Origin of the sequence: Ensifer oleiphilus (assembly GCF_013371465.1) — a bacterium.
GTDB lineage: Bacteria > Pseudomonadota > Alphaproteobacteria > Rhizobiales > Rhizobiaceae > Ensifer > Ensifer oleiphilus.
Map to the genome: position 1 here is coordinate 1,057,546 of NZ_JABWDU010000002.1, position 23,297 is coordinate 1,080,842.

Annotated in this window: 17 protein-coding genes and 1 tRNA gene; 9 read left to right on the forward strand and 9 right to left on the reverse strand. The window is 62.4% G+C overall.

The features are described from left to right. Positions 1–16: 16 nt before the first annotated feature. Positions 17–844: a transglutaminase family protein gene (locus HT585_RS11845; RefSeq protein WP_176353065.1), complete on the forward strand. Its 828-nt coding sequence runs from the start codon at positions 17–19 to the stop codon at positions 842–844. A gap of 419 nt (positions 845–1,263) precedes the next feature. Here the strand turns inward: HT585_RS11845 and araD are convergent, their stop codons facing one another. The 6 genes from araD to chvE form a co-directional block, all read right to left on the reverse strand. Further along, positions 1,264–3,003, reverse strand: a complete 1,740-nt coding sequence (gene araD, locus HT585_RS11850; protein WP_176353066.1) for an L-arabinonate dehydratase — start codon at positions 3,001–3,003, stop codon at positions 1,264–1,266. Between the two features lie 52 nt (positions 3,004–3,055). Continuing rightward, complete coding sequence (locus HT585_RS11855; RefSeq protein ID WP_176353067.1) at positions 3,056–4,489, reverse strand: aldehyde dehydrogenase family protein; 1,434 nt, start codon at positions 4,487–4,489, stop codon at positions 3,056–3,058. 73 nt (positions 4,490–4,562) lie between these two features. Further along, a complete protein-coding gene (gene araD1, locus HT585_RS11860) occupies positions 4,563–5,558 on the reverse strand; it encodes an AraD1 family protein (protein WP_176353068.1) in 996 nt (331 codons plus the stop codon). A 169-nt stretch (positions 5,559–5,727) separates the two neighbouring features. Then, positions 5,728–6,936 (reverse strand): multiple monosaccharide ABC transporter permease, encoded by a 1,209-nt coding sequence (gene mmsB, locus HT585_RS11865; protein WP_176353069.1) that lies wholly within the window; start codon positions 6,934–6,936, stop codon positions 5,728–5,730. Next, positions 6,936–8,471, reverse strand: coding sequence for a multiple monosaccharide ABC transporter ATP-binding protein (mmsA, locus tag HT585_RS11870; RefSeq protein WP_176353070.1), 1,536 nt, complete (start codon positions 8,469–8,471; stop codon positions 6,936–6,938). Before mmsA ends, mmsB begins: the two co-directional genes overlap by 1 nt. Positions 8,472–8,569: 98 nt before the next feature. Beyond that, positions 8,570–9,637: a multiple monosaccharide ABC transporter substrate-binding protein gene (gene chvE / locus HT585_RS11875; RefSeq protein ID WP_176353071.1), complete on the reverse strand. Its 1,068-nt coding sequence runs from the start codon at positions 9,635–9,637 to the stop codon at positions 8,570–8,572. 278 nt (positions 9,638–9,915) lie between these two features. Here chvE and HT585_RS11880 point away from each other — a divergent pair, with 278 nt between their 5' ends. Further along, positions 9,916–10,899, forward strand: a complete 984-nt coding sequence (locus HT585_RS11880) for a LysR family transcriptional regulator (protein ID WP_176353072.1) — start codon at positions 9,916–9,918, stop codon at positions 10,897–10,899. 94 nt (positions 10,900–10,993) lie between these two features. Then, positions 10,994–11,419, forward strand: a complete 426-nt coding sequence (locus tag HT585_RS11885) for a hypothetical protein (RefSeq protein ID WP_176353073.1) — start codon at positions 10,994–10,996, stop codon at positions 11,417–11,419. A 7-nt stretch (positions 11,420–11,426) separates the two neighbouring features. Here HT585_RS11885 and HT585_RS31690 read toward each other — a convergent pair whose 3' ends face one another. Next, positions 11,427–11,999, reverse strand: coding sequence for a hypothetical protein (locus HT585_RS31690; RefSeq protein WP_246707627.1), 573 nt, complete (start codon positions 11,997–11,999; stop codon positions 11,427–11,429). Between the two features lie 37 nt (positions 12,000–12,036). Here HT585_RS31690 and iolG point away from each other — a divergent pair, with 37 nt between their 5' ends. Next, a complete protein-coding gene (gene iolG / locus HT585_RS11895) occupies positions 12,037–13,029 on the forward strand; it encodes an inositol 2-dehydrogenase (RefSeq protein ID WP_176353074.1) in 993 nt (330 codons plus the stop codon). A 71-nt stretch (positions 13,030–13,100) separates the two neighbouring features. Here iolG and HT585_RS11900 read toward each other — a convergent pair whose 3' ends face one another. Continuing rightward, positions 13,101–15,467, reverse strand: a complete 2,367-nt coding sequence (locus HT585_RS11900; RefSeq protein WP_176353075.1) for a bifunctional diguanylate cyclase/phosphodiesterase — start codon at positions 15,465–15,467, stop codon at positions 13,101–13,103. Between the two features lie 129 nt (positions 15,468–15,596). Continuing rightward, positions 15,597–16,808, reverse strand: a complete 1,212-nt coding sequence (locus HT585_RS11905) for an ROK family transcriptional regulator (RefSeq protein WP_176353076.1) — start codon at positions 16,806–16,808, stop codon at positions 15,597–15,599. 575 nt (positions 16,809–17,383) lie between these two features. Between HT585_RS11905 and xylF the strand changes: the two genes are divergently transcribed. The 5 genes from xylF (at position 17,384) to HT585_RS11930 (ending at position 23,254) form a co-directional block, all read left to right on the forward strand. Further along, the gene (gene xylF, locus HT585_RS11910; protein WP_176353077.1) at positions 17,384–18,421 is read left to right on the forward strand and encodes a D-xylose ABC transporter substrate-binding protein; all 1,038 of its coding nucleotides are present in this window, start codon (positions 17,384–17,386) and stop codon (positions 18,419–18,421) included. 239 nt (positions 18,422–18,660) lie between these two features. Further along, positions 18,661–19,989: a sugar ABC transporter permease gene (locus HT585_RS11915; protein WP_176353078.1), complete on the forward strand. Its 1,329-nt coding sequence runs from the start codon at positions 18,661–18,663 to the stop codon at positions 19,987–19,989. 15 nt (positions 19,990–20,004) lie between these two features. After that, a complete protein-coding gene (locus HT585_RS11920) occupies positions 20,005–20,790 on the forward strand; it encodes an ATP-binding cassette domain-containing protein (RefSeq protein WP_025428054.1) in 786 nt (261 codons plus the stop codon). Between the two features lie 370 nt (positions 20,791–21,160). After that, a tRNA-Arg gene (locus tag HT585_RS11925) sits at positions 21,161–21,237 on the forward strand. Between the two features lie 385 nt (positions 21,238–21,622). Next, positions 21,623–23,254 carry an alpha/beta hydrolase gene (locus HT585_RS11930; protein WP_176353079.1) on the forward strand — a complete coding sequence of 544 codons (1,632 nt, stop codon included), beginning with the start codon at positions 21,623–21,625 and terminating at the stop codon, positions 23,252–23,254. The last annotated feature ends 43 nt before the right edge of the window (positions 23,255–23,297 follow it).

Here is a 23,297-nt window from a genome sequence, read left to right on the forward strand (position 1 = left end):
GTTTCGGGAGGACAGCATGCACCTGAAAATCAGCCACACGACCGAATACCACTACGACGAACCGGTGCAGTATGCGTTGCAGCGGCTGCGCCTGACGCCGACAACAGGTGTGGGTCAGACCGTGCTCGGCTGGCAGACGCTCGTCGATGGCGCCGTGATGGAGGTGAGCTACGACGATCACTTCGGCAACCGCGTCCATCTCGTCAGCGTCGACGGCGACCGGGAGGCGATCCACATCACAGCGAGCGGCGAGGTCCACACAGAGGATCGTGCCGGTGTCTTCGGGCCGCACCAATCCTACGTCCCTCTCTGGCTCTATGCCCGCGAAACGCCGCTGACCAAGGCCGGCAAGCTGATCCGCGATCTCGCGAAATCGGCCGAGGGCGAGACCGACCTTGCCCGCATGCATGCGCTGATGGCGATGATCCATGAGGCGGTGGCGTACAAGGCGGGCGAAACCCATGCGGAGACTTCGGCCGAAGACGCGCTCGAGGCCGGTCGCGGCGTCTGCCAGGATCACGCCCATATCATGATCTCGGCGGCCCGCTCGCTCGACATGCCGGCGCGCTATATTTCGGGCTACCTGATGATGGAGGGACAAACGGCGCAGACCGCAAGCCACGCCTGGGCCGAGGTGCATCTGCCCGGCCTCGGTTGGGTCGGGTTTGATGCGGCCAACAAGATCTGCCCTGATGACCGCTACGTGCGCATCGCCTCGGGCCTGTGCTACCGCGATGCCGCCCCGATATCCGGCTTGATCCATGGTGAGGCCAACGAAACGCTGAAGGTTTCGGTGACCGTCGAGCAGCAGACGCAAAGCCAGAGCCAGACGCAAAGCCAGTGAGACCTCCGATGGGACGCACAACGGTGCGTCCCATTGAACCACCTTCGCGCGGCTTCAGCGGATGCTTGTGAACGTCTGTGCGCGAGCAGAAATGAGCGATCTAGCGCGAGGCGCTCGACTGCAACAGCCGACAGAGCGAAGCCAGCCCGCTGTCATAACCGCCATCGAGCACATCGCGACAGCGCTTCAGCACCTTTCGCCGCTCCACCGCGGGCATGTCGTCGAACGCTGCAAAGGAAGCGCCTGGCGAAACAACGCCGGCCCCACTTCGACGTTTCCTTTTGAAACGACAGGCAGGGCAGAATCAAATAATCATGCCGAAGCTGGTTTTCCTGGTGCTTGTCGGCCGAAACAAGGCGGCAGCTCCAGGGTGATGATTAGAGGAGCACGAGCGACGATTTCGCTCGTGCTCAGCCTGCCTAGTGGCTGTCGCGTTCGACGACGGAACCGCGCGCCCCGACCAGGAAATCGAGATCGGCGCCAGTATCGGCCTGCATGACCGTGTTGACGTAGAGGCCGCCATAGCCGCCCTTTTGCGGCTTCACGGGCGAGACCCAGGCTGCGCGGCGGCGGGCCAGTTCTTCGTCGGAAACCTCAAGGCGGATGGTGCGGGCGGGAACGTCGACGGCAATCATATCGCCGTTTTCGACCAGCGCGAGCGGCCCGCCGGCAGCTGCTTCCGGCGCGGTGTGCAGGATGACGGTGCCATAGGCGGTGCCCGACATGCGCGCATCGGAAATGCGGATCATGTCGGTGATGCCCTTCTTCAAGACCTTCGGCGGCAGGCCCATGTTGCCGACCTCGGCCATGCCGGGATAGCCCTTGGGGCCGCAGTATTTCAGCACCATCACGCAGGTCTCGTCGATATCGAGATCGTCGCGGTTGATGCGGGCGTGGTAATCCTCGATGCTTTCAAAGACCACAGCGCGACCCTTGTGCTGCATCAGGTGCGGCGATGCGGCCGATGGCTTCAAGACGCAGCCCTTGGGCGCCAGATTGCCGCGCAGCACCGCGATGCCACCCGACTGCGTCAGCGCCTTTTCACGCGGGACGATGACGTCGTCGTTGTAATTGGTGACGTCCTTGACGCCGTTCCAGATCGTGTCACCGGTGACGGTCAAAGCGTCCTTGTGCAGGAGGCCCATTTCACCGACGGCCTTGATCACCACCGGCAGGCCGCCCGCGTAGTAGAACTCTTCCATCAGGTGCTTGCCCGACGGCTGCAGATTGACGATCGTCGGCACGTCGCGGCCAAGCTTGTCCCAGTCGTCGAGCGTCAGATCCACGCCGATGCGACCGGCAAGCGCCAGAAGATGCAAGACGGCATTGGTCGAGCCGCCGACGGCGCCGTTGACGCGAATGGCATTCTCGAACGCTTCTCGCGTCAGGATGTCGGACGGCTTCAAGTCTTCCTTGACCATGTCGACGATGCGGCGGCCGGAAAGTTGGGAGATCACACGCCTGCGGGCATCGACGGCGGGGATCGCCGCATTGCCGGGAAGCGTCATGCCGAGCGCTTCGGCCATGGAGGCCATGGTCGAGGCGGTGCCCATGGTCATGCAGCTGCCGGCCGAACGCGCCATGCCCTGCTCCGCATCCATGAACTCGTCGAGCGACATCTCGCCGGACTTCACCATTTCCGAAAACTGCCAGATGGCGGTGCCGGAGCCGACGTCATTACCGCGCCACTTGCCGTTCAGCATCGGGCCGCCGGAAACGAGAATGACCGGGATGTCGACGCTGGCAGCCCCCATCAAGAGGCTCGGCGTGGTCTTGTCGCAGCCGCCGAGCAGCACGACGCCGTCGACCGGATTGCCGCGGATCGCCTCTTCGACATCCATGGCCGCCAGGTTGCGGAACATCATCGCCGTTGGCCTCAGCGTGCTTTCGCCGACGGAAAACACCGGGAACTCGACCGGAAAGCCGCCAGCCTCGTAGACGCCGCGCTTCACCCGCTCGGCGAGATCACGCAAGTGCGCGTTGCACGGCGTCAACTCCGACCAAGTGTTGCAGATGCCGATGATCGGCCGGCCGTCGAAGGTGTCGGCAGGCAGACCCTGGTTCTTCATCCAGGAGCGGTGCATGATGGCATTCTTGCCCGTGCCGCCGAACCATTCCTGCGAACGCAACTTGCGCGGCCACTCAGCTTTCTTCTTCATGTTGTCCTTCCTTGAGCGGCCCGCGCCGAAACGCGGGCCCTGGACGGCGCCCTTAAGCCAGGGTGTATGCCGTCTTGACGGTTGTGTAGAATTCGGCGGCATAGCGCCCCTGCTCGCGCGAGCCATGGGAGGAGCCCTTGCGGCCGCCGAAGGGCACGTGGAAATCGACGCCGGCGGTCGGCAGGTTGACCATCACCATGCCGGCCTCCGCGTTGCGCTTGAAATGCGTCGCGTGTTTCAGGCTGGTGGTGGCAATGCCCGACGACAGGCCGAATGGCGTGTCGTTGGCAACGCTGAGCGCCTCGTCATAGTCCTTCACCCGGATCACCGATGCGACCGGTCCGAAGATCTCTTCTTGGCTGATGCGCATCTGGTTGGTCGCCTCGGTAAACAGCGCCGGCTGCAGGTAGAAGCCGGGCGTGTCGCGCTTCAGCAACTCGCCGCCGAAGGCGAGCTTTGCGCCTTCCTGTTTGCCGATGGCGATGTAGTCTGTGTCCTGGTTGAGCTGGCTCTGGTCGACCACGGGGCCAATGTGAGTGCCGGCCTTCAAGGCATCGTCGATGACCAGACCCTTCATGCGCTCGCCCATCGCCTGAACGAAGCGGTCATGAATGCCTTCGGTCACGATCACCCGCGACGATGCGGTGCAGCGCTGGCCGGTGGAGAAGAAGGCGGAGTTGACGGCCGCTTCGACGGCAACCCCGAGATCGGCATCGTCGAGCACCACGAACGGGTTCTTGCCGCCCATTTCCAGCTGGTACTTGCGATTGTGCTCGACCGAGGCGAGCGCCACGCGTTTCCCTGTGCCGGTCGAACCGGTGAAAGTGATCGCCTGGACGTCGGGGCTGTCGAGCATCGCCTGGCCGACGACCGAGCCCTTGCCCATGACCAGGTTCAACACGCCCTTCGGCAGGCCGGCGCGTACGAGAATATCGACGATCGCGTGAGCGCAGCCGGGCACCAGTTCGGCCGGCTTGAAGACGATGGTGTTGCCGTAGCAGAGCGCCGGCGCGATCTTCCAGGCGGGAATGGCGATCGGAAAGTTCCAGGGCGTGATGATGCCGACGACGCCGACCGGCTCGCGGGTGATCTCGACGCCGATGTTCGGGCGCACCGAAGGGATGACCTCGCCAGCCAGCCTCAGCGCCTCGCCGGCGAAGAAGTCGAAGATCTGGCCCGCACGCACGGTCTCGCCGATGCCTTCGGCCAGCGTCTTGCCCTCTTCGCGCGACAAAAGCCGCCCGAGTTCGTCCTTGCGCGCCAGGATCTCGTCGGCGGTCTTGCGAAGGATGGCGTGGCGCTCGAGAATGCCGGAGCGCGACCAGGCCGGAAACGCAGCTTTCGCCGCCGCAATCGCAGCCTTGGCATCTTCGGCCGAGGCGCGGGCATACTCCCCGATCACGTCGTTGGTGTCGGACGGATTGATGTTGGCAACGCCATCCCCGCCAACCCACTCGCCGGCAATCAGGTTCTGGTGCAATGTCATGGGCCTCAGCCTCCTTCATCTTGTTTTCGCGGGCAGCCGCTTGTGGCGGCCTGCCGCTGGCATACCAGATATATCAGAGCTGATGTATGGCGACCTGCTCGTCGGCGGCGATCGCCAGCGGGTTGCGCAGGGCAAGGCCGAACTCGGCGGCCTCGATCTCGAAGACATCCCCCTCCTCGGTGCGGATGCCGTCACCGAAGGACAGCGTCGCCGTGCCGAACATGTGCACATGGACGTCGCCCGGCTGACGGAACAGGCCGTACTTGAAGTGGTGGTGTTCGAGGTTGGCAAAGCTGTGCGACATGTTGGCCTCGCCCGAAAGGAACGGCTTTTCCCACAGCACCTTGCCGCCGCGCAGGATGCGCGATGTGCCCCTGACATCCTCAGGCGCCGCACCGACGCGAATTTCGGGGCCGAAGCTCGCCTGGCGCAGCTTCGAGTGGGCGAGCCAGAGGTAGTTGACCCGCTCGGTCTTGTGGTCGGAAAACTCGTTGGCGACGGCAAAGCCGATGCGGAACGGCGTGCCCGTCTCCGAGATCACATAAATGCCGGCCATTTCCGGCTCTTCGCCGCCGTCTTCGGCAAAGGCGGGCGACACGAGCGCCGAGCCGGGCGCGACGGCAGAGGTGCCGTTACCCTTGTAGAACCATTCCGGCTGCGCACCGATCTCACCCTGTTTCGGCTTGCCGCCCTCAAGGCCCATGCGGAACATCTTCATGGAGTCGGTCAGCGTCTCTTCCGCCGTCTCGGTGGCCTTCTTGTGCATGGCGTCGCGGGTAGCAGCCGAACCCAGATGCGTCAGCCCCGTGCCGGTCAGATGCAGATGCGCCGGATCGGGGTGGGTGATCGGCGGCAGGAAACGTCCATCGGCATAGGCCCTTTCGAGATCGATCGAAGCGCCAAGGCCCTTGGCCTCGATCGTCTCCTTCAGGCTGCGCCCGGCATTGGCCGCTTCCATCGCCAGCGCATAGACGCTCGTTGCACCGTTGACGGCACGGGCCGTTTCACCCGCAGCACGCACGGCGACCGTTATCGATCCGTCTTCGTTTCTGATCTGAGAAATCAGCACGATCCTGTCCTTCCTTGCATCGTTCGGCCGTTGCGCTCACCTGATTTCAGGGAAAACGCCGCCCTTCGGGTGGCTCGCACCGCCCAATCCGACAGCTTCGCTGTCAACCTTGGCAGCCGAGGCCGCCGGTTCCTTGTTACTGGTTCGATCCGGGCTGTTCGGTCGCTCGTCAGCCCTTGTTCTTGTTGTAGACGTCGAAGAACACGGCAGCGAGCAGCACCAGACCCTTGATCAGCTGCTGATAATCGATGCCGATACCCATGATCGACATGCCGTTGTTCATCACGCCCATGATGAAGGCGCCGATGACAGCGCCGGTGATCTTGCCGACACCGCCCGAGGCCGACGCGCCGCCGATGAAGCAGGCCGCAATGACGTCGAGCTCGAAGCCGACACCGGCCTTCGGCGTTGCCGAATTGAGCCGTGCGGTGATGATCATGCCGGCAAGCGCGGCCAGAACCCCCATGTTGATGAAGGTATAGAACGTCAGCCGTTCGGTGTTGATGCCGGAGAGCTTCGCCGCCTTGACGTTGCCGCCCATGGCATAGATGCGACGGCCGATCGTCGAGCGCGTGGTGATGAAGGTATAGAGCGCGATTAGGACGCCCATGGCAATCAGCACGTTCGGCAAACCGCGATAGGTCGAAAGCTGGTAACCGATGAAAAGCGCCACGACGGCAATGACCGCCATCTGGATGGCGAAGAAGACGAAAGGCTCGTTTTCGCTGCCGTGCTGCTCGTTGACCCGGCGATTGCGTACGCCCGCATAGATGGCGTAGCCGACGAGCGCGAGTACCGCCACCAGCGCCACCATGTTCTGGATGAGGTCGGGCCTGGGATTGAGGAAGTAGAGGAAATCCGGAACGAAGCCGGTCGAAAGCAGCTGGAATTCCTTCGGGAACGGTCCGATCGGCCTGCCGCCGAGCACCACATAGGTCAGCCCGCGAAAGACGAGCATGCCGGCGAGCGTAACGATGAAGGACGGGATCTTCTGGTAGGCGACCCAGTATCCCTGCGCCGCCCCCATGATGCCGCCAACGATCAGACAGGCAGGTATGACCACGATGGCCGGCAGGCCCCATTTCACCAGCATGATCGCCGAGATCGCACCGATGAAGGCGACGATCGAGCCGACTGAAAGGTCGATATGGCCGGCAACGATGATCAGGAGCATGCCCAGCGCCATAATGACGATGAACGAGTTCTGCAGCACAAGGTTGGTGATGTTGACCGGGCGGAACAGCACGCCATTGGTGACGAACTGGAAGAACAGCATGATGACCACGAGCGCGACCAAAAGGCCGTATTCGCGGATGTTGTTCTTGAGATAGTCCCCGATCGAGGGTTTGTTTGGTTGGTTGCTCGTATCGGCGACCATTAGTGTTTCTCCCCTGAACGCATGATGGCACGCATGATGGATTCCTGGCTCGCTTCCGCCTTCGAAAGCTCGGCGACAATGCGGCCCTCGTTCATGACGTAGATGCGGTCGCAGGTTCCAAGCAGTTCCGGCATCTCCGATGAAATCATCAGGATGCCTTTGCCCTCGGCTGCAAGCTGGTTGATGATGGTGTAGATCTCATACTTCGCGCCGATATCGATACCGCGTGTCGGCTCATCGAGGATGAGGACCTCGGGATTGGTGAACAGCCACTTCGACAGCACCACCTTCTGCTGGTTGCCGCCGGAAAGATTGACCGTTTCCTGATAGATCGAATGCGAACGGATGCGCAGCTTCGAACGATAGTCGGAGGCGACCTTGACCTCCTTGCGATCGTCAATGACGCCGTTGGACGCCACCGCCTTCAGGTTGGAGAGAGTAGTGTTCTCCTTGATGTTGTTGATCAGCACGAGGCCCAACTGCTTGCGGTCCTCGGTGACATAGGCAAGGCCGGCGTTAATGGCGCGCGGGATGGTGCTGACGTCGACCGGCTTGCCGCGCATCAACACGTCGCCGGTGATCTTGTGGCCCCAGGACTTGCCGAAGATGCTCATCGCCGTTTCGGTTCGCCCGGCGCCCATCAGCCCGGCAATGCCGACCACTTCGCCGGCGCGCACGGTGAAATTGACGTCGTGCAGGAACTGCCGGTCGCGGTGATGCTGGTGGAAGACGTTCCAGTTCTTCACTTCCAAGAGCGTTTCGCCAATCTTCGGCTCGCGCGGCGGGTAACGATCTTCCATCGCACGGCCGACCATGCCCCTGATGATCCGGTCTTCACCGACATCTTCGGTCTGACAGTCGAGCGTTTCCACCGTGCCGCCGTCGCGCAGGATGGTGATCTGGTCGGCAACCTTGCGGATCTCGTTCAGCTTGTGCGAGATGATGATCGAGGTCATGCCCTGCGTGCGAAACTCCATCAGGAGCTTCAACAGCGCATCTGAATCGGTTTCGTTCAGCGAGGCGGTCGGCTCGTCGAGGATTAGCAGCCGAACCTTCTTCGACAACGCCTTGGCGATCTCGACCAGCTGCTGCTTGCCGACACCGATGTCGGTGATCAGCGTCGCCGGCGGCTCGCTGAGGCCCACCTTCTTCAGGAGTTCCTGCGTGCGGGCGAAGGTCTGCGGCCAATGGATGACGCCATTGCTGGCGATCTCGTTGCCCAGAAAGATGTTCTCGGCGATCGACAGCAGCGGGACCAGCGCCAGTTCCTGATGGATGATGATGATGCCGAGGTCTTCGCTGTCGGAGATGGTCGAGAAGCGACGTGGCTCGCCGTCATAATAGATCTCGCCCTCATAGGTGCCGGCGGGATAAACACCGCTCAGGACCTTCATCAGCGTCGATTTGCCGGCGCCGTTTTCACCGACCAGCGCGTGGATCTCACCTTCGCGAACCTTGAAGCTGACATTGTCCAGCGCCTTGACGCCGGGAAACGTCTTGGTGATGCCACGCATTTCGAGAATGATATTGTCCATGTTCAGTCATTCCAGCGGCAGTGGGCAAGAGAGTACAGGCTCCCTCACCCGGATAAAAGGGCCCGCGACGGATCGCGGACCCCGCATGCGTCATCCGATCAGTTGTTGATCTGATCTTCGGTGTAGTAACCGGAGGAGACCATCACGTCCTTGATGTTGGACTTGTCGACGGCAACCGGCTTCAGGAGGTAGGACGGAACGACCTTGACACCGTTGTCGTAGGTCTTGGTGTCGTTCACTTCAGGCTCCTTGCCTTCCATGATCGCGTTGACCATGCCGACCGTGACCTTGGCGAGTTCGCGCGTATCCTTGAAGATCGACGAATACTGTTCGCCAGCAAGGATCGACTTGACCGACGGCAGTTCCGCGTCCTGGCCGGTGACAACAGGCATAGGCATGTCGCCCGAGCCGTAACCGACGCCCTTCAGAGCCGAGATGATACCGATGGACAGACCGTCATAAGGCGAAAGAACGCCATCGACCTTGGCATCGGTGTAGTGGGCGGACAGCAGGTTTTCCATGCGGGCCTGGGCGACGGCACCCTCCCAGCGCAGCGTGCCGACCTGATCCATGCCCTTCTGGCCGGACTTGACGACGAGCTTGCCACTGTCGATCAGCGGCTGCAGGACCGACATCGCGCCATCGTAGAAGAAGAAGGCGTTGTTATCGTCAGGCGAACCACCGAACAGTTCGATGTTCTTCGGCTCGGTCGCGCCGTCGAGCTTCAGGCCCTGCACCAGCGAAGTTGCCTGCTGCACGCCAACCTGGAAGTTGTCGAAGGTAGCGTAGTAGTCGACATTGCCCGAATCGCGGATCAGACGGTCATAGGCGATGACCTTGACGCCGGCGTCATGGGCCTTCTGCAAGATATCGGAAAGGGTCGTGCCGTCGATGGCGCCGATGATGAGAACCTTGGCACCCTTGGTGACCATGTTTTCGATCTGGGCAAGCTGGTTCGGGATATCGTCGTCAGCAAACTGCAGGTCCGGCGTGTAACCGGCTTCCTTGAACAGCTTCTCCATGGTCTCGCCATCGGAGATCCAGCGGGTCGAGGTCTTCGTCGGCATGGAAATGCCAACGGCGCCCTTGTCCTGCGCGAAGGCGGGTGCAGCAAACGACGCGACGGAGATCGCGGCCGCTGCGAGAAGCGAGGTAATCAATTTCATCTGGTCTCTCCCAAAAATGTTGAAGCCGGCAGGCCCGCAGCCTCCCCGTCCTATGCGCAGCGATCCACCGACCCGGAGATCTTAGTCTCCGGCGGTGGATCAAGGTGAAGGAAAACCTCCCCGCCCGCATGCTCCCACATGCACTGGCACATGTGGAAAAACTGGAATCAAAAGCCATAACTGTCAAATACAATATCGCTTTGCATGCATACCATAATTGATATAATACTCAAAAACAGTGTGATTTTTGAAACATCCTGAAAACTGGATTGTCTGAGATGATCAAAGACGGAAAGCCCGGCGCGACAGGCATTGCCGCCGAACAGTTCGACAGCGGGCTGTTTCGCTCGGGCCTCAAGATCAATCACCTCCGGCTGATCCTGGCGATCGACGATCATCGTCGCATCAGTGCGGCTGCGGAGACCCTCGGCATCTCCCAGCCGGCCGCATCGCGCATGCTGGCCGAGATCGAGACGATCCTGAAAGCGCCGATCTGCGAGCGAGTCGCGCGCGGCGTGGAACTGACCCGCTACGGCCAGGCGCTGGCGCGACGGGCGCGCACGATCTTTCTGGAACTGCGCGAGGCCTCACGCGAAATCAATGAATTGAAGACCGGCAGCGGCGGCTCCGTGTCGATCGGATCGGTGACCGGGCCGGCGCTCAACCTCGCGGTTCCCGCCATCCGCCAGGTCATCACCGCTTATCCCGGTATCGAAATCAACATCCAGATCGAAAACAGCAATGTGCTGACGCGCGAGCTGCTCGCCGCCCGCCACGACTTCGTCGTCGGGCGCGTCCCGGACGATCTCAACCCGCGCCTCTTCAACATGGTCGAGATCGGCTACGAGGAGGTCTGCCTGATCGTGCGCGACGGCCATCCGCTGCTCGAAAAGCCTGTCGTCGATGCAGAGGATCTCCCCGCCTACGACTGGGTGTTCCAGCCGCCGGGAACGCTGCTGCGACGCGCGGTCGAGGACAGTTTCATGTCCGCCGGCGTAAGGCTGCCGGCCACCGTGATCAACACGTCCTCGATCATCCTGACGCTGTCGATCGTGCGCAATACCAACGCGATTGCCCCGGTGGCGCTCGACGTTGCCAATCTGATCGCCGACAACGGCACGCCGGCCGGCGAGATCCGCATCCTGAAGACCGAGATCCCGATCCGCATCAAGCCATACGGGTTGATCACCGCCGAGGGACGCGCGCTGCCGCCGAGCGCCAAGCTGCTTTACGATCTCATTCTCAAGCAGGGGCGAGCATGATCAACATGGTTGATCAGCCCGGCATGATCAACGTGGTTGATCAGCCTGGGATAATCTCCATCCGGCATTTTGCGCCGGGCTAGCGGAGGGCTGTATGTTTGGAATGTCGGTGTTTCAGTCCGTGCTTGAACGGCTGAAGACGGAAGAAGACGAAGAAGAGACTGCCGCGACGCCGCGCGCACCGTCTTACGCAACCCCGTTTGTCGCCGGCGGCAGCGACAGCGCATCGGCTGCGCGAACCGCCGTAGAGCGCGCCTATTTCGATGCGTCTTTCGTCGAGCCTCCGCCTGTCGAGCCGATGCCGGAGTTTCTCAATCGCACCAGTCTTGAAGAGGTTGCCGAAGAACTTGACCTCGACGACCGGGAAACGCTCGCAACACTAGCCGCCAAGCGGCGAAGCTTTGCCGCGGCCAATCATCCAGACCGCCTGCCGCAAGACTATCGCGCCAATGCCACGGCGCGGATGAAACTCGCCAACATGCTGATCGACGAGGCGTCACGTCAGTTGCAGGCCGCATGAGCGCCACTCACGCGTCGTTGTCGGCCTTGGGCGCCTCGTCCTTTGCCGCAGAACTCTCGGCACCTGCAACCTTGTCGGTCGGCTTGTAGAAAAGCAGCAGCGAAGAGCCGACGTAGGCGGCAATCGCAAGCGCAATGATGCTGAAGAATGGCTGGTCGTGATAGAATTCTAGCGCCGCCCATCCGGCGCAGACCAGGAAAATCAAGATCCGGCGCCACAAGGGACGGTAAAAGGCGTGGTCCGGGTCGATGAGTTTGATCATCCTGTCCTCTGGCTGCTTGCGCTCGAGATCGGCAAAGGATGTCTTGTAGGAGAAATTCACCTCCCGCCGCAAGCCCGCGAGCGCGTCACGCCCTTGACGAACGCCACAAAAATAGAATAAAAATTCCGAAAATAATTTCATCGGCCATTTCATTCCGAACGAGCGATATAGGTCGCCGCGCGGGGGGAAGGGTCGAGCGAGGGAGAGGAAAGCGCGCGGCATCCGCTTGCGCAACAGGACCGACAGACACCTTGCAATCGATTCGCGGAATTGCCCTTCCGCGGCGCCTTTGCGCGATGAGCGCCGATCATCACGCACCTTCCCGGTCAGAGACCGGATTTCGAGAGAGACAGAGATGACAGTGAGATTTGGTCTTCTGGGCGCTGGACGCATCGGCAAGGTTCACGCAAAAGCCGTCAGCGGCAATCCCGATGCCGTGCTCGTCGCCGTGGCCGATGCCTTCCCGGCCGCAGCCGATGCCATCGCCAAGGCCTATGGCTGCGAGGTCCGCACCATCGAGGCAATCGAAAAGTCGGCCGATATCGACGCTGTCGTCATCTGCACGCCGACCGACACCCATGCCGACCTGATCGAGCGTTTCGCCCGCGCCGGCAAGGCGATATTCTGCGAAAAACCCATCGATCTCGATGTCGATCGCGTCCGGGCCTGCATGAAGGTGGTTGCCGAGACCAAGGGCAAGCTGATGGTTGGCTTCAACCGTCGCTTCGACCCGCATTTCATGGCCGTTCGCAAGGCCATCGACGCCGGCAAGATCGGCGATGTCGAGATGGTGACGATCACGTCCCGCGACCCCGGCGCGCCGCCGGTCGACTACATCAAGCGTTCGGGCGGCATCTTCCGCGACATGACGATCCACGACTTCGACATGGCGCGCTTTCTGCTCGGCGAAGAGCCGGAGTCGGTCACCGCGACCGCAGCCGTGCTCGTCGACAAGGCGATCGGCGAAGCCGGCGACTACGACAGCGTGTCCGTCATCTTGCAGACCGCATCCGGCAAGCAGGCGATCATCTCCAACTCGCGTCGCGCCACCTACGGTTATGACCAGCGCATCGAGGTTCATGGCTCCAAGGGCGTCGTCTCGGCCGAGAACCAGCGCCCGGTCTCGATCGAAATCGCCAATGGCGACGGCTACACCCGCCCGCCGCTGCACGACTTCTTCATGACCCGCTACACCGAAGCCTATGCCAACGAGATCGAGAGCTTCATCTCCGCGATCGAAAAGGGCACGGAAATTACCCCTTCGGGCAAGGACGGCCTGGCAGCGCTGGCGCTTGCCGACGCGGCGGTAAAGTCGGTCGTGGAAAAGCGCCAGATCAGCGTCGGTTGATACGCAGGCAAGCGTAAGATCGGATGGCCGGGCGCAGTGCGCTCGGCCGTTTGCATTTCCCGGCTACCGATTCAGCCGTCGGCACGCAGCGCCTCGGGCGCCCATTCGCTTGCCTGTTCCTCTTGCCCGATGCTGGGCGCAACCCCGGGCCTGCCGGTGAGAAACCCCTGGACCTGCAGGCAGCCTTCGTCGACCAGGATCTGTCTTTGCCGCTCCGTTTCCACGCCCTCTGTCACGACAGGCAGGTTGAGGCTGTTGCCGAGCGCAATGATCGCCCGGACGATCGCGTGCGCCGAAGGGTCCTTGTCGATCAGAGCGGTGAAGCTGCAATCGATCTTCAGCTTGTCGAACGGAAAGGTCTGCAAGTTGCTGAGCGAGGAATGGCCGGTGCCGAAATCGTCCATCACGATGTGCACCCCGTGGATGCGCAGCCGCCCGAGGGTGGCAAGGACATCTTCGCGATTGTGCAGAAGCGCAGCCTCGGTGATCTCCAGCTCCAGCCTGCGCGGCTCCAACCCCGTGCGCCGCAGGATGCCGAAGATCTGGTCGAACAGATTGGGAAGCAGGAATTGCACCGGCGAGATATTGACCGACACCGGCAAGGGCTCGTTCCATTTGGCCGCCTCCCTGCAGGCCTGTTCCAGCACCCACTCGCCGATCTGGATGATCGAACCGCTTTGCTCGGCAATGGGGATGAAGACATCGGGACTGATCAGGCCGCGCTCGGGATGCATCCAGCGCAAGAGCGCTTCATAGCCCAGAACCCGGTCGCCGCGCAGATCGACAAGGGGTTGATATTCAAGGAAGAGCTGCCGGCGAAGCACGGCGTGACGCAAGTCGTTTTCAATCTGCCGGCGGGTGCGCACGGCTTCGTCCATCTCCGTGTCGAAGAAGCAGGCAATCCCCTTGCCGGATTGTTTGGCGCGGTAGAGCGCGGTATCGGCGTTGTTGCGCAGCCGGTCGGCGGTGTCGCCGTCGATCGGGTAGATCGCGGCACCGATGCTGACGCCAACGGCGGTCGGATCGCGGTTCGTATCCATCTCGGCGGCAAAAAACGTCAGGATGCGGTCTGTCAGATGACGGGCTGCCTCGGGTTGCTCGCCCCCGACCTGAAGGATGGCAAACTCGTCACCGCCCAGCCGGGCGACGGTATCCCCCTCGCCGACCGCCTTGCGCAGGATGTCGGCAACCTTCTTCAGGATGCGATCGCCCTCGCCGTGGCCAAAGATGTCGTTGACCGCCTTGAACCGATCGAGATCGAGGCAGAGGATGGCAAGGCGCTCGTCCTTCGCGGCCGCGGCCGCCATGACCTGGGCAAGGCGGAGGTCGAAGAAACCGCGGTTGGGAAGGTCGGTCAAGGCATCGTGGTGCGCCAGATGTTCGATGGTGCGCTCGGCTTCCTTGCGCGCGCTCAGATCACGCACGAAGATCACCTCGCATTCGCGTCCGCGGTATTCGATCATCCGGCACGTGAACTCGACAGGAACGGACTGCCCGGCAACATTGACCAGATCGATTTCCCTCGGACCGTCGCCGCGATGATGGCCCTCCAACCCCTCCTTGCCGAAGGCAAAAATGTCGGTGGGATCTCTAGCGACAAGCTCGGGAACCTTGCAGCCCGCCAAACGTGCGAAGCGCTCATTGGCGTCGATGATGCGGCCTTCATGCACGATGGCCATGCCTTCCAGCGATGCATTGGCAAGTCCGCGCAGGTCGGTCAGATGGCGGTCGACGAACACCGCTCCGAAAGCCAGGATGATCAGCATGGTCGAGGCAGCAATGACCCCGCCGGCAAGCCAGGCGGGATGAATGACATCGGCTGCCGGAATATCCGGCGCCGGCACCAGCGTCACGCCGCTCATCGACGTAAAATGCAGGACGCAGATGGAAATGACGAGCAACAAGGTCGAAACCGCCAGCCGGCGGATGTTACGCAACACATGAAAGGCATGAAGCGCTGCTGACGCCAGCACGGTACCGGCAGCGATGGCGAAGGCCGTGAACCTGGCATCGTAAACGATGTGGCCGGGCATCTCGAGCGCCTGCATGCCGGTAAAGTGCATGGCGGCGATACCCACACCCAGGATGACCCCGCTTGACGCGAGAGCGTAATGCGAGCGCGCACCGAGACCGATCGTGAACGCGACCCAGGCAGCCGCGACGGCCACCGCAATGGAGAGCGCTGTTCCCGATGCGCCGTAGGAAACCGTCATCCCGCCATCATAGGCAAGCATCGCGATGAAATGGGTGGACCAGACGCCGATGCCGCAGGCAAAACCACTGGCAGCGACCCACAGAGCGCGCTGGTTGCCTTCGCTTCGCTGGGCCCGCAACAGCAGCAGCATGGTTGCGACACAACCCGCCAGGCAAACCACGGCGGCCACCAGCACCAGGCGCCAATCGTGGTCATCGCGTATGCATGCAATCACTGAAAACATGATCGTCTCCCGCGTCAACGATAGCTTGACAAGGAGTCGCTAAATAACTGTAAATTGTATTGGCCCGTTTGCTCGCCCTTGATACAACCCCAAAAATGGTTGCGTCATAGCGCGCCACACGCGTGGCAGTCAGGCCGTGGCGATCTCGCTATCGATCACGCCCAAGGCGCGCTCGAGATGTCCGTCGAAAACGAGCCGTTGTTCGTCGAGAACAACGGATATTTCGGGCGGCCCCTGAAGCCGGAGCTGGAGAGACTGGGACACACCCTCCACCAGCCCGCCGTGCAAGAGGTCGAAGTAGCGTGTGCCGGGGCCGGTGACGTAGATCGGCATGCGCTCATAAAGACTGAGCATGCGCGATATGCCGTTGCCAAGAGCAAGACCGGCCTGCCGAAAGGCATAGCCCGCCATGCGATGCCCCTGGCGCGCACTCGCAGCGATCTTGTCCATCTCGGCGATCGGCACGAACTTTGCCGGGATCGTATCGGGCGGCACTTCGAAAGCTGCCCGCAGGATGCCGTAGAACCCGGCGGCCGCTTCGATGCAGCCATAGGCTCCGCACCGGCACAATCCGGCCGATGGCGCATGCAGCATGTGCCCGAAGTTTGGCGCCGTCACGTCGATCTCGCCGAACCTGCCCTTGCGGGCAACGCCGAGGCCGATGCTGTGGCCGAGCGAGATGGCGGCAAGCGATCGGAAACCCGCCGCCGGCGCGCGCTCCGCTTCCGCCGCCAGCGCCTGCGCCACCAGCAAGGTCTCATTGTTGAGCATCACCTTCGCCCGCCACTGCGGGGCAAGCAGTGCTGCAAAATCGAGCTGTTCGCTGCCGAACACCGGCGACCAGAGCAGACGCGCGGCATCGTTGTCGACATCGACCAGCCCCTTGCTGCTGATGGAGACGGCGAGCACACGGTCACGCGTCAGGCGCGAACGCTGCAGCAAGCGCTCCAGCGCTTCGACGAAGATCTGCGCGAAGGCGGTCGTGCCGCGCTGGTCGTGATTGCGGCTCTCCTCGAAGCGGTCGAGCAGCGTGCCGCCATAGTCAGTCAGTGAATATTGCACCACGTCGGAGGAGATGCGCACGACGATGACATAGCCGCAATCGCGGCGCGGCGTGAACAGAACACGCGGCCGCCCGCGCCCGCCCTGCACCTGCTGCTCCGCCTTGGCGATGACGCCTGCCCGCTCGAGCTCGGCCGTGATCGCCGACACGGTCGCAGACGCAAGCCCGGTCGCCGCGGAAATTTCGGTATGGGAAAGATTGCGGGCGCGCCTGAGCGCAGCAAGAACAAGGGCGCTGTTTTGCTGACGCACGAGTTCAGTGCTGGACTTGGTCAGCATCATACGTCCTTGCCGGTGGCGGGTCCTTCGAACACATGCCCTCCCAAAGCATCTGCCGTTCGGCGAAGCAAGGCGCTGACGGCCTTGTCGACAGCCTTGCCAATCTCTGCCACTGATTTTCTCGACTGTCGAGAAATAATCCACAGGCCATTTCGCACGCCACGCAACCGCAAAGGCCGTGTTCGGCCGCGGCCTGTGAGGCTTTGCCGGGAGTTGCATTGCACGAGCGCCGACCAAACTCTACCGAGCAAACGGACAAGCCACCTGGCACCGACATGCTGATCATCGCGGGGATCGCTTGAAATAACACAACAATCCTTTCCTGACCGGCTGCGGCATCGCTCCTTCCCGTGTGGCGCGGAAGTTGTGTGGGTTGCGAACCGGTGCATCCAGGCGTCGAATGCAACCGGGTTGGCCGTGTTGACAGGTCCCGGATTCCATGACATTCATTTTCTCGACTGTCGAGAAAATAAAGCCGAACGATGTTGCGGTGGCGTTTCGACAGCGTTGCAAGGCTGGCCGAGGATGGTGCGGGAGGTTCGCACGCTCAGCCGGCCGCCACTCGGGAGGATAATATGAAAATCGTTTTGAAGCTGATGGCAGGGGCTGCCATCATCGCGTCGATGCATTCCGCCGCAATCGCCAAGGATCTGGTGGTCGGCGTTTCCTGGTCGAACTTCCAGGAAGAGCGTTGGAAAACCGACGAAGCCGCCATCAAGGCAGCGCTTGAGGCATCCGGCGACAAGTACATTTCCGCAGACGCGCAGTCTTCCGCTGCCAAGCAGCTGACCGACGTCGAATCGCTGATCGCCCAGGGCGCCAACGCTTTGATCGTGCTGGCGCAGGACAGCGACGCCATCGGCCCGGCCATTGAAAAGGCTGCCGCCGAAGGCATTCCGGTCGTCGGCTACGACCGCCTGATCGAAAACCCGGCCGCCTTTTACATCACCTTCGACAACAAGGAAGTGGGCCGCATGCAGGCTCGCGAAGTGTTCAAGGTCAAGCCGGAAGGCAACTATGTCTTCATCAAGGGCTCGTCTGCCGATCCGAACGCCGACTTCCTGTTCTCCGGGCAGATGGAAGTGCTGAAGGAAGCCGTCGACGCCGGCAAGATCAAGAATGTCGGCGAAGCCTATACCGACGGCTGGAAGCCGGAAAATGCCCAGAAGAACATGGAGCAGTTCCTGACTGCCAACGACAACAAGGTCGATGCGGTCGTCGCCTCCAATGACGGCACCGCCGGCGGCGCGATCGCAGCCCTCGACGCGCAAGGGTTGGCCGGTTCCGTTCCGGTCTCCGGCCAGGACGCCGACAAGGCAGCGCTGAACCGCGTAGCGCTCGGCACCCAGACCGTTTCGGTCTGGAAGGACAGCCGAGAACTCGGCAAGCGCGCCGCCGAAATCGCAGCGGAACTCGCAAGCGGCAAGAAGATGGAAGAAATCGCCGGCGTGACCGCCTTCAACGGCGGCCCGAAGGGCGTATCCATGCAGTCGGTCTTCCTCGCACCGCTTCCGATCACCAAGGAGAACCTCAACGTCGTCATCGACGCCGGCTGGATCTCCAAGGACGAAGCCTGCCAGGGCGTCAAGGGCGACGTCGCTGCGTGCAAATAAGCCGCCCGGACAGGATTGAGCTCTGACCTCAAGACAAGCGCCGCAACGCACCCCGTTGCGGCGCTTGCGCAAGGTGCGACCGGGGCGGACAATGCGGAGGGACCTTCGGGCACGCATTGGCACAAACGAGAGCAGCGCTCGACAGATGTCTTCATCATCAGACTTGTCGCGTCCCATCCGGCCGTTTCGTGCCGGCAGACGCGGTGACATCAACGAAAGAGTGGGGGGAAGGCACGTCCATGGCCGACATCACACAGGGCAACCAGACACAAAGAACCCAGGCCAATCGGGCCCGCAATGCAGACGAGAACCCGGTGAAGCGCTTTTTCCGCGCCACCGAGATCGACACCCGCTTGCTCGGCATGGTCGGCGCGCTGGCCATCATCTGGCTCGGCTTCGAGATCATGACCGGCGGCCTCTTCCTGACGCCGCGCAACCTTTGGAACCTGACGGTTCAGACTTCGTCCGTCGCCGTGATGGCGACCGGTATGGTGCTCATCATCGTCACCCGCAACATTGATCTGTCGGTCGGCTCGGTGCTCGGCTTCTGCGGCATGATCATGGCTGTCATGCAGGTCAAGGTCCTGCCGCAATATCTCGGGCTCGAGCACCCCGCCATCTGGATCATCACGCTTGCCTGCGGCATTGCTGTCGGTGCTGCGATCGGCGCACTCCAGGGATCGATCATCGCCTTCCTCAACGTGCCGGCCTTCATCGTCACGCTCGGCGGCCTGCTTGTCTGGCGCGGTGCCACATGGTTCGTCACCAGCGGCCAGACCGTCGCACCGATGAATTCCACCTTCCGCCTGATGGGCGGCGGCACCGAAGGCTCGATCGGGGCAACAGCCAGCTGGATCGTCGGCATCATCGCCTGTATCGCCATCGTCGGGGCCATCCTCAACTCGCGCAAGCAGCGCAAGCGCTTCGGCTTTCCGCTGCGCCCGGTCTGGGCCGAGTATTTCCTCGGCATCCTCGGCTGTATCCTGGTGATGGGTGCCGTCGCGATCGCCAATCACTATTACTGGCCGGTCAACATCGCCCGCAAATACGCCGATGCCAACGGCATCGCCTGGCCGGACGGTGGCTTGCTGATCTCGCACGGCATCGCCATCCCCGTGCTGGTCGCCATCGCCGTCGGCATCGTCATGACCTTCATCGCCACCCGCCTGCGCTTCGGCCGCTACGTCTTTGCGCTCGGCGGCAACCCTGAGGCCGCCGAACTGGCAGGGATCAAGACCCGCTGGGTCACCGTCAAGATCTTCATGCTGATGGGCGTGCTCTGCGCCATCGCCGCTGCGATCTCGACCGCCCGCCTCAACGCCGCGACCAATGCGCAAGGCGAACTCGACGAGCTCTACACGATCGCAGCCGCGGTTATCGGCGGCACGTCGCTTGCCGGCGGCGTCGGCACGATCGCCGGCGCGATGATCGGCGCCCTCGTCATGCAATCGCTGCAGTCGGGCATGGTGCTGCTCGGGATCGATAGTCCGTTCCAGCGCATCGTCGTCGGCGTGGTTCTTGTCGTGGCCGTCTGGCTCGACACCATCTACCGCGCCCGTGCCAAGTAAGAAGGGGTCCGACCAATGAAAGACCAACGCACTCCGCTCGTGGAAATGAAGAACATTTCCATCTCCTTCGGCGGCATCCATGCGGTCGACAACGCCTCCGTCGACCTCTACCCCGGCGAAGTGGTGGCACTTCTCGGCCACAACGGCGCCGGCAAGTCGACGCTGATCAAGATCCTGTCGGGCGCCTACAAGCGCGATGGCGGCGAGATCCTGATCAATGGCGAGGCAGCCGACATCAGCAATCCGCGCGACGCCAAGAAATACGGCATCGAGACGATCTACCAGACGCTCGCCGTCGCCGACAACGTCGATGCGGCCGCCAACCTCTATCTCGGCCGCGAGCTCAGGACCCCCTGGGGCACGCTCGACGACGTGGCGATGGAGGCCAAGGCCCGCGAAGTCATGGGGCGCCTCAACCCCAACTTCCAGCGCTTCAAGGAGCCGGTGAAAGCGCTTTCGGGCGGCCAGCGGCAGTCGGTGGCAATCGCCCGCGCCATCCTGTTCGACGCCCGCATCCTGATCATGGACGAGCCGACGGCAGCCCTCGGCCCTCAGGAAACCGCCCAGGTCGGCGAGTTGATCAAGCAGCTGAAGCGCGAAGGCATCGGCATCTTCCTGATCAGCCACGACATCCACGACGTCTTCGACCTTGCCGACCGCGTCTCGGTGATGAAGAACGGCCAGGTCGTCGGCCAGGCCCGCACCGAGGATGTGACCAAGGACGAGGTGCTCGGCATGATCATCATGGGCAAGGTCCCGCCCAAGGCGATCCCCGGCCCCGGCGCCATGCAGACCGCCTGATCAAGGATACCGAATGGCCCGGCAAACGCCGGGCCATTCTTTTGATGCCCAAACGATCCGCCTCGCGGCAAGCAAGCGCCGCGTGAGGACGCGAAGGCAGGATGCTGGAAGGCCCTTGCCGATCTACCTGGTTCGCGAAACGCCCCTCGCCCCCGCAGCCCGTCGATGTATGTCGCAAGCCGACGCTCGTACGTTCTCCCGTCATCCGCAGAGACCTGTTCGAAGGCCCCATTCGACCGATTGCATTGGCAGCAATTTGCAGTCCTTCGCAAATTCCCCTGCGAACTCCGTCATTTCACCATTGAAGCGACGCGCAAGCTAAGCTATGAACCGCTCACAGCCCGCTTCGGCGGCCTCGCTGCAAACGGATGCACCCGTAGCTCAGCTGGATAGAGTGTTGGATTCCGATTCCAAAGGTCACAGGTTCGAATCCTGTCGGGTGCGCCATTTTTCACAGGTCCTCGCCGGCCAATAGATTGCAGTTTATTCTCGACACATAAGCAACTTTTGACCCGAACGGGTTTTCGAACGGTTCCGCAATACGGTGGCTGAGCTTGATCGTCTGGCGCTCAAAACCCCTGCCGCCGCACCTCATGCGGTGACGGCGTTGTCGTGAAGCGGGTATAGCCGAAGCCGGGTCAATCCCAGCGGTTACCCCGCTTTGACCTGTCCTCGCCACCTGCTAATGTGGCGTCAGGCAACCCAGAGGTTCGAGCGGACAATTGCACCCGCGACCGTATCTCGCCACAGCACACTGGAAATGACGCACGCCTGAGAAATGGAACTCCACCCGCCCCGAGTTGCGCACAGCTCGGCATTGCAAGGAGACACCATGAGAAACCTCGTCGCTGCCGCGGCCGCAACGTCCGCGCTCTTGATCACCATCCCGGCATTCGCCGCCGACACGGTTCCCGTGCCCACCCTCACCTGGACCGCTTGCCCGGCACCCGAGCAGGGCGCGGCGAGCACCGACAGCTTCCAGTGCGCCGCGGCCGAAGTGCCGATGGACTACGCGGATCCATCTTTGGGCCGCTTCAACCTAGCGCTCATCAAGGCTCCGGCGCGCGATGCGGCACGGCGGCTCGGCACGCTGTTCTGGAATCCTGGCGGCCCCAGCGACGCGGGAACAGAGTACCTCCCGGCAGCAATCCGCGGCTTTCCCGACAAGGTGCGCGACCGCTTCGACATCATCAGCTGGGATCCGCGCGGCATGGGTGGGCGCACGACGCCGGTCGTCCAATGCTTTGACAGTGCCGACGACGAAGCAGCATTCTTCGCCCGGGCCACCCGCGACGGTTTCCCCGTGACGGCGAAGCAACTCGCCAAAGACGCAGCCGGGCGCACCGAATTCAATGAGGCTTGCATCAAACGGAACGGCGAACTCCTCGCCCACGTCTCGACGGCGGACAACGCCCGCGACCTCGATCTCCTGCGCCAGGCGGTCGGCGAGGAGACGATGAACTACTACGGCACGTCCTACGGCACGTTTCTCGGCGCCACGTACATGAACATGTATCCCGACCGCGTGCGCGCCGCCGTCCTCGATGGAGCGGTGGCAGTGCCGGCATGGGCCGGAAACACCGGCGAAAACCTGGCGCTCAGCACCTTCATCCGGATCGGCTCCGACTTCGGCGCAGCCTCGACCATAGAGGCATTCATGAGCCAGTGTGGGGCGGTCGATGCTTCGGGCTGCGCCTTCTCGGCCGGATCGCCCGAGGCGACAAGGAAGAAATGGTCAGAACTGCTCCAGCGCGCGCAAAAGGGCTTCACACTCGAAGGCGACATGATCGACGCCCCAAGCATCCTCGCCTACGTCGGCAGCTCGATCTATGTTGTCGAACCCCTGCCGGGCTTTGGCCGCTTTCCCGGTTGGGCGGCGGTAGCTCAGTTCCTGCAGCAGGCCTGGGTGGCGAGCGAAGGCAGCGGAAAACAGGTCGCTGCCAGCGGTTCGGGCGATGCCGGCTCGCCGGCTGCCGCTGCCACACCGGTTGCCGCTGCCACACCGGCGAAGCCGGCAGCAGCCACATACGTCACCAGCGCCGGCCGCCAGCTTTCGGTGATCTGTGGCGAAAGCCCCAACCCGACGACCGAAGACGCCGCCGTTCAACAGGCACTGGCGAGTTATCAGCGCGCTGGCATCTCCGCATGGCCGTTTGTGGCGTATTGCGTCGGCTGGAGCGCCAGGGCCAAGACGACCTATCTCGGCCCGTGGAACAAGGCGACCGCGCCGGTGCTCGTCATCGGCAACACCAACGACCCAGCGACGCCTTTGGCCAGTTCGGTTCGCATGGCACAGGCTTTGGGGAACGCGCGACTGCTGATCGTGAACGGTTTCGGGCACACCGTGCTCATCAATCCAAGCACTTGCGCCCAGGACTACATTGCGGCCTATTTCATCGACGGAGCGATGCCGCCGACAGGTGCAACCTGCACCCAGGACAAGGCCCCGTTTGCTGGCGATTGAGCAGCATTAAAACATCTCGCGCAAGAGTGTTCCGCGGCTTTGC

Coding starts and splice junctions, on each gene's coding strand:
- HT585_RS11845 (WP_176353065.1), top strand. CDS start 17: ATGCACCTGAAAATCAGCCACACGACCGAATACCACTACGACGAACCG.
- araD (WP_176353066.1), bottom strand. CDS start 3,003: ATGAAGAAGAAAGCTGAGTGGCCGCGCAAGTTGCGTTCGCAGGAATGG.
- HT585_RS11855 (WP_176353067.1), bottom strand. CDS start 4,489: ATGACATTGCACCAGAACCTGATTGCCGGCGAGTGGGTTGGCGGGGAT.
- mmsB (WP_176353069.1), bottom strand. CDS start 6,936: ATGGTCGCCGATACGAGCAACCAACCAAACAAACCCTCGATCGGGGAC.
- mmsA (WP_176353070.1), bottom strand. CDS start 8,471: ATGGACAATATCATTCTCGAAATGCGTGGCATCACCAAGACGTTTCCC.
- chvE (WP_176353071.1), bottom strand. CDS start 9,637: ATGAAATTGATTACCTCGCTTCTCGCAGCGGCCGCGATCTCCGTCGCG.
- HT585_RS11880 (WP_176353072.1), top strand. CDS start 9,916: ATGATCAAAGACGGAAAGCCCGGCGCGACAGGCATTGCCGCCGAACAG.
- HT585_RS11885 (WP_176353073.1), top strand. CDS start 10,994: ATGTTTGGAATGTCGGTGTTTCAGTCCGTGCTTGAACGGCTGAAGACG.
- iolG (WP_176353074.1), top strand. CDS start 12,037: ATGACAGTGAGATTTGGTCTTCTGGGCGCTGGACGCATCGGCAAGGTT.
- HT585_RS11900 (WP_176353075.1), bottom strand. CDS start 15,467: ATGTTTTCAGTGATTGCATGCATACGCGATGACCACGATTGGCGCCTG.
- HT585_RS11905 (WP_176353076.1), bottom strand. CDS start 16,808: ATGCTGACCAAGTCCAGCACTGAACTCGTGCGTCAGCAAAACAGCGCC.
- xylF (WP_176353077.1), top strand. CDS start 17,384: ATGAAAATCGTTTTGAAGCTGATGGCAGGGGCTGCCATCATCGCGTCG.
- HT585_RS11915 (WP_176353078.1), top strand. CDS start 18,661: ATGGCCGACATCACACAGGGCAACCAGACACAAAGAACCCAGGCCAAT.
- HT585_RS11920 (WP_025428054.1), top strand. CDS start 20,005: ATGAAAGACCAACGCACTCCGCTCGTGGAAATGAAGAACATTTCCATC.
- HT585_RS11930 (WP_176353079.1), top strand. CDS start 21,623: ATGAGAAACCTCGTCGCTGCCGCGGCCGCAACGTCCGCGCTCTTGATC.